Origin of the sequence: Paucibacter soli, assembly GCF_037482845.1 — a bacterium.
In the GTDB taxonomy this organism is placed as follows: domain Bacteria; phylum Pseudomonadota; class Gammaproteobacteria; order Burkholderiales; family Burkholderiaceae_C; genus Paucibacter_B; species Paucibacter_B soli.
In genome coordinates, this window is the sequence record NZ_JBBHJW010000011.1 from 19,101 (window position 1) to 35,337 (window position 16,237).

General features: G+C 67.9%; 15 protein-coding genes and 1 tRNA gene. 13 read left to right on the plus strand and 3 right to left on the minus strand.

Annotated elements, in window-relative coordinates:
* Positions 1–104 precede the first annotated feature (104 nt).
* From WG898_RS20850 to WG898_RS20870, 5 genes are read left to right on the plus strand one after another with little or no spacing between them, the layout of a single operon-like run.
* Positions 105–1,028, plus strand: coding sequence for a branched-chain amino acid transaminase (locus WG898_RS20850; RefSeq protein WP_339604704.1), 924 nt, complete (start codon positions 105–107; stop codon positions 1,026–1,028).
* 11 nt (positions 1,029–1,039) lie between these two features.
* Entirely contained in the window at positions 1,040–1,243 is a 204-nt protein-coding gene (locus tag WG898_RS20855; RefSeq protein ID WP_339604705.1) for a zinc-finger domain-containing protein, read from the plus strand.
* Positions 1,244–1,250: 7 nt separating this feature from the next.
* Positions 1,251–1,700, plus strand: coding sequence for a YybH family protein (locus WG898_RS20860; protein ID WP_285234698.1), 450 nt, complete (start codon positions 1,251–1,253; stop codon positions 1,698–1,700).
* Between the two features lie 10 nt (positions 1,701–1,710).
* Complete coding sequence (locus tag WG898_RS20865) at positions 1,711–2,757, plus strand: YheT family hydrolase (protein WP_339604706.1); 1,047 nt, start codon at positions 1,711–1,713, stop codon at positions 2,755–2,757.
* A gap of 20 nt (positions 2,758–2,777) precedes the next feature.
* Positions 2,778–3,305, plus strand: coding sequence for a DUF2946 family protein (locus WG898_RS20870; protein ID WP_339604707.1), 528 nt, complete (start codon positions 2,778–2,780; stop codon positions 3,303–3,305).
* Positions 3,306–3,360: 55 nt separating this feature from the next.
* On the opposite strand, the gene WG898_RS20875 is transcribed toward WG898_RS20870, so the two are convergent.
* A complete protein-coding gene (locus WG898_RS20875; RefSeq protein ID WP_339604708.1) occupies positions 3,361–3,897 on the minus strand; it encodes a c-type cytochrome in 537 nt (178 codons plus the stop codon).
* 163 nt (positions 3,898–4,060) lie between these two features.
* Here WG898_RS20875 and WG898_RS20880 point away from each other — a divergent pair, with 163 nt between their 5' ends.
* The 3 genes from WG898_RS20880 (at position 4,061) to WG898_RS20890 (ending at position 6,923) form a co-directional block, all read left to right on the plus strand.
* The gene (locus WG898_RS20880; protein ID WP_339604709.1) at positions 4,061–5,554 is read left to right on the plus strand and encodes a DUF1800 domain-containing protein; all 1,494 of its coding nucleotides are present in this window, start codon (positions 4,061–4,063) and stop codon (positions 5,552–5,554) included.
* Positions 5,555–5,580: 26 nt separating this feature from the next.
* The gene (locus WG898_RS20885; protein WP_339604710.1) at positions 5,581–6,822 is read left to right on the plus strand and encodes a DUF1501 domain-containing protein; all 1,242 of its coding nucleotides are present in this window, start codon (positions 5,581–5,583) and stop codon (positions 6,820–6,822) included.
* 26 nt (positions 6,823–6,848) lie between these two features.
* Positions 6,849–6,923 (plus strand) — tRNA-Arg (locus WG898_RS20890).
* A 7-nt stretch (positions 6,924–6,930) separates the two neighbouring features.
* Here WG898_RS20890 and WG898_RS20895 read toward each other — a convergent pair.
* Complete coding sequence (locus WG898_RS20895; RefSeq protein ID WP_339604711.1) at positions 6,931–8,502, minus strand: sigma 54-interacting transcriptional regulator; 1,572 nt, start codon at positions 8,500–8,502, stop codon at positions 6,931–6,933.
* 213 nt (positions 8,503–8,715) lie between these two features.
* Here WG898_RS20895 and WG898_RS20900 point away from each other — a divergent pair, with 213 nt between their 5' ends.
* Genes WG898_RS20900 through WG898_RS20915 form a run of 4 tightly spaced genes read left to right on the plus strand, consistent with a single transcriptional unit; the run spans position 8,716 to position 14,385 of the window.
* Positions 8,716–9,861 carry a branched-chain amino acid ABC transporter substrate-binding protein gene (locus tag WG898_RS20900; RefSeq protein WP_339604712.1) on the plus strand — a complete coding sequence of 382 codons (1,146 nt, stop codon included), beginning with the start codon at positions 8,716–8,718 and terminating at the stop codon, positions 9,859–9,861.
* Between the two features lie 36 nt (positions 9,862–9,897).
* Entirely contained in the window at positions 9,898–12,447 is a 2,550-nt protein-coding gene (locus tag WG898_RS20905) for a TonB-dependent receptor (protein ID WP_339604713.1), read from the plus strand.
* A 17-nt stretch (positions 12,448–12,464) separates the two neighbouring features.
* Positions 12,465–13,802, plus strand: coding sequence for a trans-sulfuration enzyme family protein (locus WG898_RS20910; RefSeq protein WP_339604714.1), 1,338 nt, complete (start codon positions 12,465–12,467; stop codon positions 13,800–13,802).
* Positions 13,803–13,845: 43 nt separating this feature from the next.
* Positions 13,846–14,385: an OsmC family protein gene (locus WG898_RS20915; RefSeq protein ID WP_339604715.1), complete on the plus strand. Its 540-nt coding sequence runs from the start codon at positions 13,846–13,848 to the stop codon at positions 14,383–14,385.
* Here WG898_RS20915 and WG898_RS20920 read toward each other — a convergent pair.
* The gene (locus WG898_RS20920) at positions 14,372–14,857 is read right to left on the minus strand and encodes an Lrp/AsnC family transcriptional regulator (protein WP_339604716.1); all 486 of its coding nucleotides are present in this window, start codon (positions 14,855–14,857) and stop codon (positions 14,372–14,374) included. The two genes, WG898_RS20915 and WG898_RS20920, sit on opposite strands and share 14 nt — an antisense overlap.
* A gap of 140 nt (positions 14,858–14,997) precedes the next feature.
* Between WG898_RS20920 and WG898_RS20925 the strand changes: the two genes are divergently transcribed.
* Positions 14,998–16,224, plus strand: coding sequence for a methionine gamma-lyase (locus WG898_RS20925; RefSeq protein ID WP_339604717.1), 1,227 nt, complete (start codon positions 14,998–15,000; stop codon positions 16,222–16,224).
* Positions 16,225–16,237: the final 13 nt, after the last annotated feature.

Sequence of the window (16,237 nt, forward strand, 5' to 3'; positions counted from 1 at the left end):
CGGCGACATGCCGTCGCGACCCATGTGAGATGCGTCACGGAATCCTATTGAGGCTGGCGCTTGCATAGAATCGAGGACTCGTCTTCCCAAGCCAAGGAATCCCCATGTCCCTCGACGACCGCGATGGCAAGATCTGGATGGACGGCCAGTTGGTGGACTGGCGCGAGGCCAAGATCCATGTGCTGAGCCATACCCTGCATTACGGCTGCGGCGCCTTCGAGGGCGTGCGCGCCTACAAGACCGACAAGGGCACGGCCATCTTCCGCCTGCGCGAGCACACCGAACGCCTCTTCAACAGCGCCAAGATCCTGCGCATGAAGATCCCGTTCACTCTTCGAGAGGTGGAGGAGGCCCAGAAGCAGGTGGTGCGCGAGAACCAGCTGGAAAGCTGCTATCTGCGCCCGCTGACCTGGATAGGCTCCGAGAAGCTGGGCGTCAGCCCCAAGGGCAACAAGATCCACCTGATGGTGGCGGCCTGGGCATGGGGCGCCTACCTGGGCGAGGAAGGCATGCGGCGCGGCATCCGCGTCAAGACCAGCAGCTACACCCGCCACCATGTCAACATCACCATGACCCAGGCCAAGGCGGTGAGCAACTACACCAACTCCATCCTGGCGAATATGGAGGCCACCGAGGACGGCTATGACGAGGCCATGCTGCTGGATGCCTCGGGCTTCGTCTCCGAGGGCGCGGGCGAGAACCTCTTCGTCATCAAGGGCGGCGTGGTCTACACCCCCGACCTCTCGGCCGGCGCGCTCAACGGCATCACCCGCAACACCATCTTCCACATCTGCCAGGACCTGGGCCTGAAGCTGGTGGAAAAGCGCATCACGCGCGACGAGGTCTATATCAGCGACGAGGCCTTCTTCACCGGCACCGCCGCCGAGGTCACGCCGATCCGCGAGCTGGATCGGGTGGAACTGGGTACCGGCTCGCGCGGCCCCATCACCGAGAAGATCCAATCGGCCTTTTTTGACATCGTCAATGGCCGCAACCCTAAATACGCTCACTGGTTGAGCCTGGTCTGAGAAAGCAAGACATGACTGACAAAAGCATTGTTGAAGTGCTGGCCAAGGACGTGCAAGGCGGCGGCGTGGTGGCCTGCCCCAACCCCGCCATGCCGCTGTGGAGCACGCATCCGCGCGTGTTCGTTGACGTCAGCCACGAGGGTGGCGGCAAATGCCCGTATTGCGGCACGGTCTACAGGCTCAAGGCGGGCGAGCAGTTGCACGCCGCGCACTGAGGCCGTGATGCACCGTCCCAAAGCCCAGGCCGCCGCGCTGCTGTCCTCGCCCGAGGACACCGAGCAGCAGTTCTACGAAGCCCTGCAGGGCGCCGACCTGGACCGCCTGATGGAAGTCTGGGCCGACGAGGACGAGGTCTCCTGCGTGCATCCCGGCGGCCCGCGCGTGGTGGGCCTGGGCGCGATCCGCGCGGCCTTCGAGGCGGTGTTCCAGCAGGGCGCCATCGCCGTGCATCCCGAGCGCGTGCGCCGCATGGTGAGCGGCGATACCGCCATCCACCAGGTGCTCGAGCGCGTGCTGGTGCAGGGCGCCGAGGGGCAGCAAAGCGCCTGGGTCATTTCAACCAATGTTTACCTGAAAACCGCCATGGGCTGGCGCATGGTGGTGCACCATGCCAGCCCCGGTACCGCGCATGACATACAAGAGGTGGTTGAAGAGCCGGCTACCCTACACTGAGCGCGTCATCATGCAGTACCAAGCGCCCTCATGGCTGCCCGGCGGCCATGCCCAGACGATCTGGCCGGCGCTGTTTGCACGCCGCCATCAGGGGCTGCCGCTGAAATTCCGGCGCGAGCGCTGGACCACGCCGGATGCCGATTTCATCGACGTGGATTGGCTGGAGACGCCGGCGTGGATGTCGCACGACATGTTCACCAAGCGCCAGCCCGAGTTCCAGGAAAGCCGCTTCGGTGAAGGCATAGGCGGGCGCGGCAGCATGGCGCCGCTGCTGGTGCTGTTCCACGGCCTGGAGGGCAGCTCGCAAAGCCATTACTCGCAGGCCTTCGCCGCGGTGGCGCGCCAGCGTGGCTGGGCCTTTGCGATGCCGCATTTCCGCGGCTGTTCGGGCGAGCTGAACCTGGCGCCGCGCGCCTACCACTCGGGCGACTTCGAAGAGGTCGGCTGGATGCTGGCACGCTTCAAGGAGCTGCACGACGGGCCGGTGCTGGCCGCCGGCGTCTCGCTGGGCGGCAATGCCCTGCTGCGCTGGGCCGAGGAGCACGGCCAGAGCGCCGCAGCCACCGCGCGCGCGGTCTGCTCGATCTGCTCGCCGCTGGACCTGGCAGCCTCGGGCCGCGCCATCGGCCAGGGTTTCAGCCGCCAGGTCTACACGCGCATGTTTCTGCGCACCATGGTGCCCAAGGCCATGCGCAAGCTCAAGCAGCACCCGGGCCTGTTCGATGCCGAGCGCCTGCTGCGCGCGCGCGACCTGTACGAGTTCGACAATGTCTTCACCGCGCCGCTGCACGGCTTTCGCGACACCGAGGACTATTGGCTGCGCGCCTCCAGCAAGCCGCACCTGGCGCGCATCCGCATCCCGGCCCTGGTGCTGAACGCGCGCAACGACCCCTTTGTGCCGGCCGCCTGCCTGCCGCGCGAGCATGAGACCGGGCCCTATGTGACGCTGTGGCAGCCCGAGCATGGCGGCCATGTGGGCTTCGCCGCCGGCAAGCTACCCGGCCATGTGATGAGCATGCCGCAGCAGGTCTGCGCCTGGCTGGCGCAGGCGCTCTAGCGACGGTCTAGACTCGGCCCATGGATCCCATCGTCAAGGCCGCCCTCAAGAAGTGGCCCAATGTCCCGCATTGCTACGGCTGGCTGGCGCTGGACGCGCGCGGCGACTGGTATATGCGCGACGAGCGCATCCAGGCCGCCGGCCCCTTCCCGCAGGTCAAGGGCAGCCGCGTCAATCACGAGAAGCTGCGCGAGTTCATCGAACGCAACTACGAGGCCGATGCACAGGGCGCCTGGTTCTTCCAGAACGGGCCGCAGCGCGTCTACCTGGAACTCGAGGCCACGCCCTGGATCTGGCGCCTCACGGCCGGCAGCGGCGCGCCGGTGATCCACAGCCACACCGGCCGCGCGGCCCAGTTCCGCAGCGCCTGGCTGGACGAGCTGGGTCGGCTCTACCTGGACAGCGACATCGGCGCCGGCCTGGTGCATAGCCTGGACATGGAGACCGCGGCCGACGCGGTGGAGCAGGGTCTGTGGACACCCCAGGACATCCTGGCCGCCGAGCTGCCGGCGCGCTTTGGCTTTCAGCGCCAACCCCGGCCGCAATAAAAAAACCGCCGGGGCTCGACGCCCGGGCGGTTTGTGCTGATCTTGCGATGCCTGATCAGTTCGCGGCGGCCGATGCGGCTGCGGCAGGTGCCTTGGGTTCGTCGAACTTGGCACCCCCCTGGTTGGCCATATAGACCACGGCACGTGCGATCTCGAAATCGCTGTGATCGCCGCCGCCCTGGGCACCCATATTGCCCTTGCCCTTGAGGGCCGAGTTCAAGAGGGCTTCGAAACCGTTCTTCACGCGCGGGCCCCAGGCGGCCGCATCGGCCAGCTTGGGTGCGCCGGCGGCGCCGGTGGCGTGGCAGGCCGAGCACTGGGCCTGGAACACCTGCTCGCCGGTCTTCATCGCGCCGGGGTTGGCGGCGTCCTTGATCTCGATCGCGCCCACCGGCTGGATGCGCGCGGCCACGGCCTGCTCTTCCAGGCCGACACTGCCGGCGGCCGGCTTGACATCGGTGCTGACGTAGTTGGCCAGCATCACGATCACGATGATGGGCACCACAAAGGCAAAGAACACGGCCCAGATCAGCTGCTTGGGCGTCTTGATCGGTCCTTCGTGCGGGGCGTCGTGGTCGTGAGTTCCGCTCATGAAATCCTCGTTGGCGTCGGCGATGGAAAAGGGAAGGCCTGCCCCTTGGGCAGGCGCAAAACCGCGGGATTATATCTGCGGCCCACCGGCACGCTTCTTTACCTGGGCGACAAATCAGCGGCCAGCATCGCAGGCATGCTGCCCGTCCATGGAGGCCCCGCGCATGCTCAACCGTCGCCACTGTCTGCAATCGCTGGCTGCCCTGGCCGTGCAACCCATCTGGGCCGCCGAAGGCAGCGCCCCCCTGAGCCCCGAGGAGCGTGCCCAGCACGCCCTGGCTCGGCTCAGCTTTGGTGCGCGTCCGCTGGATGCCGCTACCCTGCAGGCGCGCGGCGCCGAGGCCTGGTTGGCCGACTTCCTGCAAACCCAGCTGCAAGACCCGCCGCCCGTGCTGCCGGAGTCGCTCGCGGCCCGGCTCGCCGCATTCGGCACCCTGGGAGAAAGCCAGGCCCAGCTGGGCCAGCGCTGGCGCGCGGCCCAGCAGGCCAACAAGGCGGCGAAGGCGGCCAACGCGGCTGATGCGCAGGCGGCGGCGAACGCGCGGCGCGAGCTGGTTCGCCCGGTGCTGACCGAGGCTGCCAGCCAGCGTCTGCTGCGCGCGGCCGCCAGCCCGGCGGCGCTGTACGAGGTACTGGTGGACTTCTGGTTCAACCACTTCAATGTGTTTGCGGGCAAGGGGCCGGTGAGCGTCTACGTCGGCGCCTTCGAGCGCGAGGTGATACGCCCGCATGTGTTCGGCCGCTTCCGCGACATGCTGGGCGCCTGTGCCAAGCACCCCGCCATGCTGCTCTATCTGGACAACGCGCAAAGCGTGGCGGAAGGCGTGCATGCGCGTGGCGGCGGCCGCGCCACCGGACTGAACGAGAACTACGCGCGTGAACTGATGGAGCTGCACACGCTCGGCGTGGACGGGGGCTACAGCCAGCAGGACGTGCGCGAACTCGCCCGCATCCTGACGGGCTGGACCCTGGCACCGCTGCAGCGCGGCAAGGCCGACACGCTGTTGTTCCACTTCGAGGCGCGCCGCCATGACTGGGCCGAGAAGCATTGGCTGGGCCTGCGCATCGCCGCAACCGGGCAGGCCGAGGGCGAACTGGCCCTGGACCACCTCGCCCAGCACCCTGCCACCGCCCGGCATATCGCCTTCAAGCTCGCGCAGGCCTTTGTGGCGGACCAGCCCCCGCCCGCCCTGGTGCAGCGGCTCGCCGCGCATTTCCTGCAGACCCAGGGCGATCTGCGCGCCCTGATGCGCCAGCTGCTGGAAGCGCCGGAGTTCTGGAGCCGTGAGGCCCTGGGCGCCAAGTTCAAGTCGCCGTATCGCTATCTGCTGTCGGCCGTGCGCGCCCTGGAACTGCCGCTGGCCGAACCCCTTGCGCTGCTGCCCTGGTTGGCACAGGCCGGTATGCCGCTGTACGGCGCGCAGACGCCGGACGGCTACAAGAACACCGCCGCCGCCTGGACCAGCCCCGAGGCGCTGACTCTGCGCGTGCAGCTGGCCAGCCGGCTCAGCGAGGGACGGCCGCGGCCCGACCCGCAGCGCCTGCTCGACACCCTGGGGCGCAGCGTCGGCATGCGCACGCGCAGCGCGCTGCAAGGCGAAAGCGCGGCCGCCCAGGTGGCGCTGCTGCTCGCCAGCCCCGACTTCATGCGCTACTGAAGACGAAGACCGCCGGAGACCGCCAGATGACAGCTCAGATGAAACGCCGCACGCTGCTGCAATCCGCCGCCTTCGGCGCATGGGCCTGGGCTGCCCCGGGCCGGGCCGAGCCTGAGATCGCCAAGCGCAAGCTGGTGGTCGTGATGCTGCGCGGGGCGGTGGATGGGCTGAACGTGGTGGTGCCCTACGGCGATCCCGCCTATGCGCGCCACCGGCCTGGCCTTGCCATCCCTGCCCCTGGCGCCGAGGGCGGTGCCTTGCATCTGGACCGTCTGTTCGGCCTGCATCCCGCGCTGGCGCCCCTGCACAAGCACTGGAGCAACGGCCAGCTCGGCTTTGTGCATGCCAGCGGCTCACCGGATCCGACGCGCTCGCACTTCGATGCACAGGACTATATGGAGAGCGGCACGCCGGGCCGCAAGGGCACGCCGGACGGCTGGATGAACCGCCTGCTGGGCGCCTTGCCGGGTCCGGGCAGTGCCACCCGGGGCGTCTGCATGTGCAGCACGCCAGCGCGCATCTTCGCCGGCCCGGCCAGCGTGGCCAGCCTGGGCCTGGGTCCTGCGGCCATGGACCCCAAGGCGATCGACCGCCCCCAGTTGCAGTCGCGCCTGGCGCAACTCTATGCGGCCGACGACAAGCTGGCCGCCGCCTACCGCAGCGCCACCGAAGGCCGGCAGGAGATGCAGCGCAGCATGCACAAGCAGGCACCCGGCATGGACAGCAGCGCCGACGCCGGCGCACCCTCGGCGCGCAGCTTCGCTGCCGACGCACGCCGCCTGGGCCAGCTCATCCACGCCGACGCGCGCACGCAGCTGGCCTTCACCTCGGTGGGCGGCTGGGACACCCATGTCAATCAGGGCGCCAGCACCGGTCAACTGGCGCATCGCCTGAGCGCACTGGGCGAAGGTCTGGACGCGCTGGCGCTGGGCCTGGGCGACAGCTTCAAGCAGACCGTCATCGTGGTGATGAGCGAGTTCGGCCGCACCGTGCGCCAGAACGGCACCGGCGGCACCGACCATGGCCGCGGCAACGCCGTCTGGCTGTTAGGTGGCCCGGTGGCCGGCGCACAGGTGCACGGCGAATGGCCAGGCCTGGAAGACCGCGCCCTGGCGGATGGCCGAGATCTGGCGGTGGTGAGCGACTTCCGCCATGTGCTGCAGCCCCTGCTCAGCCAGCATCTGGGCCTGGACGAGGCCGGCCTGGCGGCGGTGTTCCCGCAGCTGCCGGCGCACAAGGGCAAGGCGCTCAGGCTGCTGCGTGCCTGATCCCGGCTAGAATGCGCCCCTGCACCGCGACCGTGGTGAAGTGGATATCATTGGGCCCTCCGAAGGCTTAGTCGCAAGTTCGATTCTTGCCGGTCGCACCAACCGCCCTCACTTGCTGCCGATGCCGTAGCGCCGCAGCTTCCCCGCCACCACGCTGTGCGACAGCCCCAGGCGCGCCGCCAGCTTGCGGCTGCTGGGATAGGCGGGATAGAGCCGGGCCAACAGGCCGCGCTCGAAATCTGCCAGCGCCATCTCCCAGTTCGCGGGCTCGGCGCTTGCCACCCCATCCGATCCAGCCGGCGCCGCGGCGGGCGGCACGAGCTTGGCCGTGGCGGAACCCAGCTCCAGATCCTCGGCTTCGATCAGCGCCTTGTCGCTCACCGTGACCGCGCGAAAAATCATGTTCTGCAGCTGCCGCACATTGCCCGGCCAGTTGGCGTGCTGCAAGGCCTCGCGCGCCCCAGGGCTGAGTGCGGGCTCCTCACGCCCGACCTGGCGCGCGAAGCGGGCCACGAAATGCTCGGCCAGCAGCAGCACATCGTCGCCGCGCGCGCGCAGCGGCGGCGCCTGCAGGTTCAGCACATTGAGCCGGTAATAGAGATCCTCGCGGAACTCGCCGCGTGCCACCATCTGGTCGAGCGGGCGATGCGTGGCCGAGATCACGCGCACGTCGACCTTCTGCTCGCGTTCGCCACCCACGCGGCGGAAGCTGCCATCGTTCAGAAAGCGCAAGAGCTTGGCCTGCAGATACAGCGACATCTCGCCGATCTCGTCCAGGAACACGGTGCCGCCATGCGCCATCTCCAGCAGGCCGGGCTTGCCGCCGCGCTGCGCGCCTGAGAAGGCGCCGGACGCGTAACCAAACAGTTCGCTCTCGGCCAGACTCTCGGGCAGGGCCGCGGCGTTCAGCGCCAGGAAGGGCGCGCTGGCCCGCGGGCTCAGCTCATGGCAGGCGCGCGCGATCAGCTCCTTGCCCGTGCCGGTCTCGCCCAGGATCAGCAGGGGCGCATCCACTGCCGCCATGCGCTCGGTGCGCGCGCGCAGCTCGCGCATCACGCCGGAGTCGCCCATCAAGGCCTTCAATCCGCCCTCGGGCTGGGTGCGCTGCAGATGCGCGGCCTGCTCGCCCAGCCAGGCCGCGTCGCGCAGCGTCACCACCGCGCCCGATAGCGTGCCGCGCTCCGACTCCAGCAAGGGGCTCGCATAGAGCAGCCAGGGCCTGCCGGCGAACTGCACCTCCATGCTGCTGACCTCGCAGCCGGCGGCCAGCAGGCTCTGCCAGAGCTCGGGCTGGCGCAGCAGCGCCGCCAGGGGCACGCCCACCCACTCGGGGCTGCGCTGGCGCGCCGCACGCTGCGCCGCCTTGCTGACCATCACGATCTGTCCGGCGCGGTCCAGCACGAACACCGGCTGGGCCAGCGAGGCCAGGAGGATGTCCAGCTGCTGCCGGCGCGCCTCGCCGGGCATCAGCTGCAGGGGCTCGACACGCTGCACGCCTGGCACCGCCAGCAGCTCGGCCTCGATGCTGGCGCGCGCCGCCGGGCGCAGATCGGGCACGTTCAGGTAGATGTTGTGCAGCCCCATCTCCATGGTGGCGAGATCGAGCTCGCGCTTGGCGATCAGGGCCAGCACCTCGTAGGTGATGCCCAGGCGGTCTTCGGTGATCAGGCGCAGCTGCATGGTCCGTACGGTTTTTGATACGAATGTTGGATCGTATTCATTTCCGTACACGCATTGTTCTGAATTTGATGCATGACGCCCGCATCCGGCGCTAAGTGCTTGATCCGTATGAAGCCTCAACCCTGGCACGAGTTCTGCGCTCTATGCGGCCGCGACCGACCTCTTCCCACAGCCCGGCCGCGATCCACAAAAACCACCGAGAGACAAAGATCCATGCAACAAGCCAAGACCCTCGCATTGATTGCCGCCGGCCTGAGCCTGGCCACTACCAGCACCCAGGCCCAGGACCTGGTGGTGCGCATCGGCCATGTGGCCCCCACCAGCGGCGGCATCGCCCACCTGGGCAAGGACAACGAATTGGGCGCCCGCATGGCGATCGAAGAGCTCAACGCCAAGGGCGTGACGATCGGCGGCAAGAAGGCCAGGTTCGAGCTGCTGGCCGAAGACGATGCGGCCGATCCCAAGCAGGCCACCGCGGCGGCGCAGAAGCTGGTCGACTCCAAGGTCAACGGCGTGATCGGCCACATGAACTCGGGCACCTCGATCCCGGCCTCGCGCATCTACAGCGAGGCCGGCATTCCGCAGATCAGCCCGTCGGCAACGAACCCCAAGTACACCCGCAACGGCTACAAGACCGCCTTCCGTGTGGTGGCCGACGACGTGCACCTGGGCGGCACCTTGGGGCGTTATGCGGTGAACGACATGAAGGGCAAGGTGATCGCGGTGGTGGACGACCGTAGCGCCTATGGCCAGGGCGTGGCCGACGAATTCGAGAAGGGCGTCAAGGCCGCGGGCGGCAAGATCGTGGCGCGCGAGTTCACCAACGACAAGGCCACCGACTTCAGCGCCATCCTGACCGCCCTGAAGGCCAAGAACCCCGATGTGCTGTTCTTCGGCGGCATGGACGCGGTGGCGGGCCCGATGCTGCGCCAGATGAAGCAGCTGGACCTGCGCGCGCGCCTGATCGGCGGCGATGGCATCTGCACCGGCGAGCTGCCCAAGCTGGCCGCCGGCACCATGGCCGACAGCCAGGTGGTGTGCGCCGAGGCCGGCGGCGTGGACGGCGAGTCCAAGCCGGCGCTGGAGGACTTCAAGGCGCGCTTCAAGGCCAAGTACCGCATCGAGGTGCAGGTCTACGCGCCCTATGTCTACGACGCGGTGAACCTGATGGCCGCGGCGATGGTCAAGGCCGGTTCGGCCGAACCCGCCAAATACCTGCCCGTGATGGCCAAGACCGAGGGCTACCGCGGCGTCACCGGGCAGATCGGTTTCGACACCAAGGGCGACATCAAGAACGGCGCCCTGACGCTCTTCACCTACCAGGGCGGTGCCCGCCAGCAGCTGGCCGTGGTGCGCTGAGCCCCGATGCCTCCCCTCTATCCCCAGGAGATTCCGATGCACAAGTGCTACGCGCGCCGCCCGGCGCCGCAAGCCCAGAAGAAATTGCTGGCCGCCCTGATCGCCAGCGCCCTGCCCCTGCTGGCCCTGGCCGCCGATGAAGAACCCGCCAAGCTGGAGCGGGTGGAAGTCACCGGCTCCAATATCAAGCGCCTGAACGCCGAGGGCCCGCAGGCCGTCCAGGTGATCTCGGCCAGGGACATGGAGCGCGCCGGCATCGGTTCGGCCGCCGAGCTGCTGGACAAGATCACCAACAACGGCGACGGCAAGGTCAGCGAGATAGACACCAACTCGCTGGTGCCCGGCGCCAATGGCGCCTCGCTGCGCGGCCTCGGCGCCAACGCCACCCTGGTGCTGCTGAACGGCCGCCGCGTGGCCTATTACGGCTTCACCGACTCGTCCACCTTCGTCGACCTGAGCTCGGTGCCCTTTGCCGCCATCGAGCGCGTTGAGGTGCTGAAGGAAGGTGCCTCGGCGATCTACGGCACCGACGCCATCGGCGGCGTCATCAACTTCATCCTCAAGCGCAGCTACCAGGGCGCCGAGCTCAGCGTCGGCACCGGCCAATCGCAGACCTACCGCGACATGACGCACCGCAGCGTCACCGCCACCCTCGGCTATGGCGACATCGCCAAGCAGGGCTTCAATGTGCTGGGCGTGTTCGACCATTACGAGCGCGATGGCCTGCTGCAATCGGCGCGCCCCGAGACCTACCGCAACCAGACCGACGCGGCGCTGGGCGCCGGCTATCAGACGAGCGACATCGGCTATGCCAGCCAGGCCTGGGGCGTGGCCACGCCGGCCTTCAACACCCTCACCAGCTACGCCAACAGCGGCAATGTCTGGAACGGCAAGGCCTATGTGGCCAATGGCAATTGCAATATCGGCGGCGACAAGCTCAACGCCGCCGGCACCTGCCAGCACAGCTATAGCGAGGACATCAGCTATCAGCCGGCCATTCAGCGCGACAGCGCCTATGGCCGCCTGAGCGTCGACATCACGCCCCAGACCTCCTTCTTCGCCGAGGCCGCCTTCAGCCGCAGCAAGTCGGGCATGGACTACATCCCCACGTCCACTTACCAACTTGCCGGCAACTATTTTGGACCTGGCGAGTTCGGCAACAGCAAGGGCAGCCCGGTCTATCTACGCCGGCTGTTCTGGGAAATGGGCCCGCGCCGCCGCGACATCACGAGCGACTCCAGCCGCATCATTGCCGGCCTGAAGGGCGAGGCCGCGGGCTGGGACTGGGAGTTCGCCCTTGGCGGCGCCCGCACCAAGACCGACATGATTGGCAGCGGCTACCTGAACATCGGCGCGGCCTGGGATCGCGTCGCCAGCATGAACGCCTTCGGCACCCTGAGCCCCAGCGACGTGGCCGCCATCAGCGCCGAGTCCAATCGCTATGGCGTGAGCCGTTTCAGCTTTGCCGACGCCAAGGCCTCGCGCGAGCTGTTCGCGATGGATGGCGGCGCCGCCATGCTGGCGCTGGGCCTGGACCTGCGCCGCGAGAAGCTCGCCGACGGCTCGGACTTGCGCACCGTCAACGGCGATGTGGTCGGCGGCGCGGTACGCCGCCCGATCAGCGGCGAACGCGACCAGAGCGCGGTCTATGGCGAACTCTCGCTGCCCCTCAGCAAGACGCTGGAGCTGCAGCTGGCGCTGCGCGCCGACCGTTACGACGGCTTCGGCGCCACCACCAACCCCAAGGCCGCCTTCCGCTGGCAGCCGCTCAAGGCCTTGATGCTGCGCGGCTCCTACAGCACCGGCTTCCGTGCGCCCTCGATTCCCGAGATGTTCGGCGAGTACGAGTACTGGAGCCAGGACCAGGACGGCAACAACATCAAGGTGCGCATCGCCAATGCGCCCGAGCTGCAGCCCGAGAAGTCGCGCAACCTCAACCTCGGCCTGGGCGTGGAGCTCGCCAAGGACTGGACCGTGGGCGTCGATCTTTGGAACGTCAAGCGCAGCAAGCAGATCTTCTTCCCCGGCCCACCCGAGGCGCCGGCCAGCGTGATTGCCAAGGGCCCCGAGGGCGTGCCGATCTGGATCTACACGCCCTACAACATCGGCGAGACCAAGGTCAGCGGCGTCGACTTCGACCTGACCGGCCGCATCGCCCTGGGCGACTGGGGCCGGCTCGACCTCTCCTCGGTCTCCACCTATCTGGCGCGCGTCAAGCGCGGCGATGCCCAGGGCAATGCCATGGAGGTGGCGGGCGAGTACGGCAACCCGCGCCTGCGCAATGTCAGCTCGGTCTACTGGACGCTGGGCGACTGGGGTGCGGGCCTGTACCTGAACCACCGCTCGCAGTTCAAGGCCTATTTCCAGAACCGCGCCGAGAGCCTCTATGTGCCCTCGTTCAGCACCCTGGACCTGAGCGCGCAGTACAGCGGCCTGGTGAAGGGCCTACGCCTGAGCATGGGCCTGAAGAACCTCGGCGGGCGCAAGCCGCCCTATGAGCTGAACTTCGCCGGCACCGGCGTGAACGCCTGGGACGACCCGCATGGCCGCCAGGTCTGGCTGCGCGCCAGCTATCAATTCCGTTGAGCAGCAAGCAGTACCTTATGAAAACTCAAGACCTGACCCCCCACCCTTCCCCTCACCCTCAAGCGGTGCGCGGCGACCCCGCCAGCGCCTCGCCGCTGGACAACACGCCGCGCTGGGCCGATGAGCTTTCGCGCCAGCGCCTGCCCGGCCCCTTCATGCAGCACCCCGATCTGCGCGGCCTGGCCCCGGCCACGCTGGCCGTGCATGCCGGCACGCGCGACGACCCCGTCACCGGCGCGGTCGGCACGCCGATCTACCAGACCTCGACCTTTCTGCTGGAAGACAACCAGTACCAGGCCATCGAGGAAGGCTATGCGCGCGATCGCTTCATCTACACCCGTTACGGCAACCCCAGCCAATGGGCGGTGGAGCAGAAGCTGGCGGCGCTGGAGGGCGCCGAGTCGGCCCTGGTGTTCAGCTCGGGCATGGCGGCGATCTCGGCCACGGTGCTGAGCCTGATCGACAAGGGCGGCCATATCGTCGCCTCCAACGAGCTCTACGGCGGCACTTACGCCTTCTTCCAGGGCGAGCTGCCCAGCCTGGGAATGAGCGTCAGCTACGTCAATCCGCGCGACCTGGCGGCCATCGAGGCGGCGATCCGGCCCAATACCCAGATCCTGTTCTTCGAGTCGCTCACCAACCCGCTGCTGAAGGTGGCCGACATCCCCGCGCTGGTCGCCATGGGCAAGCGCCACGGCGTGCGCGTGGTCATCGACGCCACCTTCACCTCGCCGATCGCGATGCAGCCGCTGGCACTGGGCGTGGACGTGGTGGTGCATTCGGCCTCCAAGTACCTGAACGGCCATTCGGACCTGATCGCCGGCGTGGCCTGCGGCTCGCGCAAGCTGCTGGACTCGATCTGGCCGCGCCGCCTGGCCTATGGCGGCAGCCTGGATCCGCATGCCTGCTTCATGCTGGAGCGCGGTCTCAAGACCCTGGCGATCCGCATGCGCGCCCATGCCGAGGGCGCGCTGGCGGTGGCGCGCTGGCTGGAGTCGGCAAAACATGTACGGCGCGTCTACTTCGCCGGCCTGCCCTCGCATCCCGACCATCAGCTGGCCCAGCGCCTGCTGAAGAACCCCACGGGCATGATCTGCTTCGAGCTCGACGGCAGCGACGCCCATGCGGTGCGCCTGCTCGACGCGCTGCGCCTGGGCAAAAAGGCCACCAGCCTGGGCGGGGTCGAGACCCTGGTCAGCCTGCCCTTCAACACCTCGCATGCCGCCTTCACCGGCGCGCAGCGCGAGCGCATGGGCATACAGCCCGGCTGCGTGCGGCTCTCGGTGGGTATCGAAGACCCGGCCGACCTGATCGCGGATTTGCAGCAGGCCATCAAGGTCGCCTTCGCCGACTGAGCCCATCCACACCCCAACCGAGCATCGACAAGAAGCAAACACTATGCGTAATGGAATCCCCGTCGCCGCCGTCTCCGAGTTGACCGAGGAACTGCGCCAAGACCCCGCCCAAGGCCTGCTGCGTTATGGCGTGGGCATCGACTGGCAGAACGGCACGCGCGGCCAGGTGCAGACCCTGCCGCTCAAGTTCGGCCACCACCAGGTGAGCCGCGACTTCAGCTGGATCGTCGACGAGCCGCGCCAGATCGGCGGCGGCAACCATGGCCCCTCGCCGCAGGAGTTCCTGCTCGCCGGCGTGGCCGCCTGCATCATGGTGGGCTTCACGGTCGGCGCCTCCATCATGGGCGTGCAGCTGGAAAGCCTGCGCGTCGAGCTGCACGGCGAGCTGGATCTGGCCGGCTTCCTGGGGCTGGCCGAGGCGTCCCATGTGCCGCTCAAGCGCATCGACTACCGCATCATCGTCAGCGGCGATGGCACGCCCGAGCAGTTCGAGACCCTGCGTCGCGAAGCGGTGGCGCACAGCCCCAATGCCATGTCGGTGGCCAAGGGCGTGCCGCTGAGCGGCGAACTCATGCTGGCTTGAACGGCTCGGGGATGGGCAGCTGGCGCTGCTCCTTCACGGCCTTGAGCGAGAAGCTGGAATAGAACTCCTTCACGCCCGGCAAGGCCTGCAAGGTGTTGCGGGCGAATTCGCCGAAGGCGTTCAGGTCCGGTGCCACCACTTCCAGCAGGAAGTCGTAGCGACCCGAGACGTTGTGGCAGGCAATGATCTCGGGGATCTCCTCCAGCCTGGCCTCGAAGGCGCGCGCCACCTCCTGGGTGTGGCTGCCCATCATCACCGAGACAAAGGCGGTCACGCCGTAGCCCAGCTGAGTGGCCGAGAGTCGGGCCTGATAGCCCTGGATCAGGCCGGCCTCCTCCAGCGCCTTGACGCGGCGCCAGCAGGGCGAGGGCGAGAGCGAGACGCGCTCGGCCAGCTCGGCCACGGTGAGGCGGGCGTTTTGTTGCAGGGCCGCGAGCAGCTGGCGGTCGATCCGGTCGAGTTCAAAGCTCATGGGCAATATTTTCCAAGATACCGATCTGAACTCAAGACATCGTGCACGCCAAGCGTGGCAGCCAGCATGAATTGCAAGCACTTTTCGGACGTCGAGAAATAGCATTTCCGCATCAAAACCACTTCCAGACGAGGTTCAACATGCCCGGATTTGCCACCACCGCCATCCACCACGGCTATCGCAGCGAGGAGCACCAGGGCGCCCTGGTGCCGCCCATCTATCTGACCTCGACCTTCACCTTCCCGACGGCCGAGTACGGCGGCCAATGCTTTGCCGGCGAGGCGCCCGGCCATTTCTACACCCGCATCTCCAACCCCACGCTGCAACTGCTGGAGCAGCGCGTGGCCGCGCTGGAGGGCGGCGCCGGCGCGATCGCCTTTGCCTCGGGCATGGGCGCGATCACTGCCACGCTCTGGACCCTGCTGCGCCCGGGCCAGGAAATCCTGGTCGACAAGACCCTGTACGGCTGCACCTTCGCCTTCCTGCACCACGGCATCGGCCAATTCGGTGTCCAGGTGCGCCATGTCGACATGAGCGACCTCGAGGCCGTTGCCGCCGCGCTCAGCGACAACACCCGCATGGTCTATTTCGAGACCCCGGCGAACCCGAATATGCGCATGGTGGACATCGCCGCCGTGGCGCAGCTGGCCAAGGCGCGCGGCGCCCTGGTGGTGGTGGACAACACCTACTGCACACCCTATCTGCAGCAGCCGCTGGCGCTGGGCGCCGACGTCGTCGTGCATTCGGCCACCAAGTATTTCAGCGGCCATGGCGACGTGACGGCCGGCATGGCGGTGGCGGCCACGGCCGAGCTGGCGCAGCAGATCCGCCTGCAGGGCCTGAAGGACATGACCGGCGCGGTGATGTCGCCGCAGGACGCCTTCCTGCTGCTGCGCGGGCTCAAGACCCTGGCGCTGCGCATGGACCGCCATTGCAGCAATGCGATGGCCGTGGCGCGTCTGCTCGCCGCGCATCCCGCCGTCGAGTCGGTCTATTTCCCCGGCCTGGAAAGCGATCCCTTCCACGCGCTGGCCAAGCGCCAGATGAAAGGCAAGTTTGGCGGCATGGTGGCCTTCGAGCTGCGCGGCGGCGCCGCGGCCGGCAAGCGCTTCATGAACGCGCTGCAGATGGTGGCGCGCGCCGTCAGCCTGGGCGATGCCGAATCGCTGGCCCAGCATCCGGCCAGCATGACCCATAGCACCTACACCCCCGAGGAGCGCGCCGCCCACGGTATTTCCGAAGGCCTGGTGCGCATCTCGGCGGGGCTGGAAGACGAGCAGGACCTGCTCGCGGATGTGCAACAAGCCCTGGACAGCCTGGGCAGCACCAACCCCCTTCAAGCGACGGCGCAGACCTGCACCGTCTGAACGCCATCCATAG

Excerpts from the sequence above, each read along its gene's own strand:
- WG898_RS20850 (WP_339604704.1), top strand. The coding sequence starts at position 105 with ATGTCCCTCGACGACCGCGATGGCAAGATCTGGATGGACGGCCAGTTG.
- WG898_RS20855 (WP_339604705.1), top strand. The coding sequence starts at position 1,040 with ATGACTGACAAAAGCATTGTTGAAGTGCTGGCCAAGGACGTGCAAGGC.
- WG898_RS20860 (WP_285234698.1), top strand. The coding sequence starts at position 1,251 with ATGCACCGTCCCAAAGCCCAGGCCGCCGCGCTGCTGTCCTCGCCCGAG.
- WG898_RS20865 (WP_339604706.1), top strand. The coding sequence starts at position 1,711 with ATGCAGTACCAAGCGCCCTCATGGCTGCCCGGCGGCCATGCCCAGACG.
- WG898_RS20870 (WP_339604707.1), top strand. The coding sequence starts at position 2,778 with ATGGATCCCATCGTCAAGGCCGCCCTCAAGAAGTGGCCCAATGTCCCG.
- WG898_RS20875 (WP_339604708.1), bottom strand. The coding sequence starts at position 3,897 with ATGAGCGGAACTCACGACCACGACGCCCCGCACGAAGGACCGATCAAG.
- WG898_RS20880 (WP_339604709.1), top strand. The coding sequence starts at position 4,061 with ATGCTCAACCGTCGCCACTGTCTGCAATCGCTGGCTGCCCTGGCCGTG.
- WG898_RS20885 (WP_339604710.1), top strand. The coding sequence starts at position 5,581 with ATGACAGCTCAGATGAAACGCCGCACGCTGCTGCAATCCGCCGCCTTC.
- WG898_RS20895 (WP_339604711.1), bottom strand. The coding sequence starts at position 8,502 with ATGCAGCTGCGCCTGATCACCGAAGACCGCCTGGGCATCACCTACGAG.
- WG898_RS20900 (WP_339604712.1), top strand. The coding sequence starts at position 8,716 with ATGCAACAAGCCAAGACCCTCGCATTGATTGCCGCCGGCCTGAGCCTG.
- WG898_RS20905 (WP_339604713.1), top strand. The coding sequence starts at position 9,898 with ATGCACAAGTGCTACGCGCGCCGCCCGGCGCCGCAAGCCCAGAAGAAA.
- WG898_RS20910 (WP_339604714.1), top strand. The coding sequence starts at position 12,465 with ATGAAAACTCAAGACCTGACCCCCCACCCTTCCCCTCACCCTCAAGCG.
- WG898_RS20915 (WP_339604715.1), top strand. The coding sequence starts at position 13,846 with ATGCGTAATGGAATCCCCGTCGCCGCCGTCTCCGAGTTGACCGAGGAA.
- WG898_RS20920 (WP_339604716.1), bottom strand. The coding sequence starts at position 14,857 with ATGAGCTTTGAACTCGACCGGATCGACCGCCAGCTGCTCGCGGCCCTG.
- WG898_RS20925 (WP_339604717.1), top strand. The coding sequence starts at position 14,998 with ATGCCCGGATTTGCCACCACCGCCATCCACCACGGCTATCGCAGCGAG.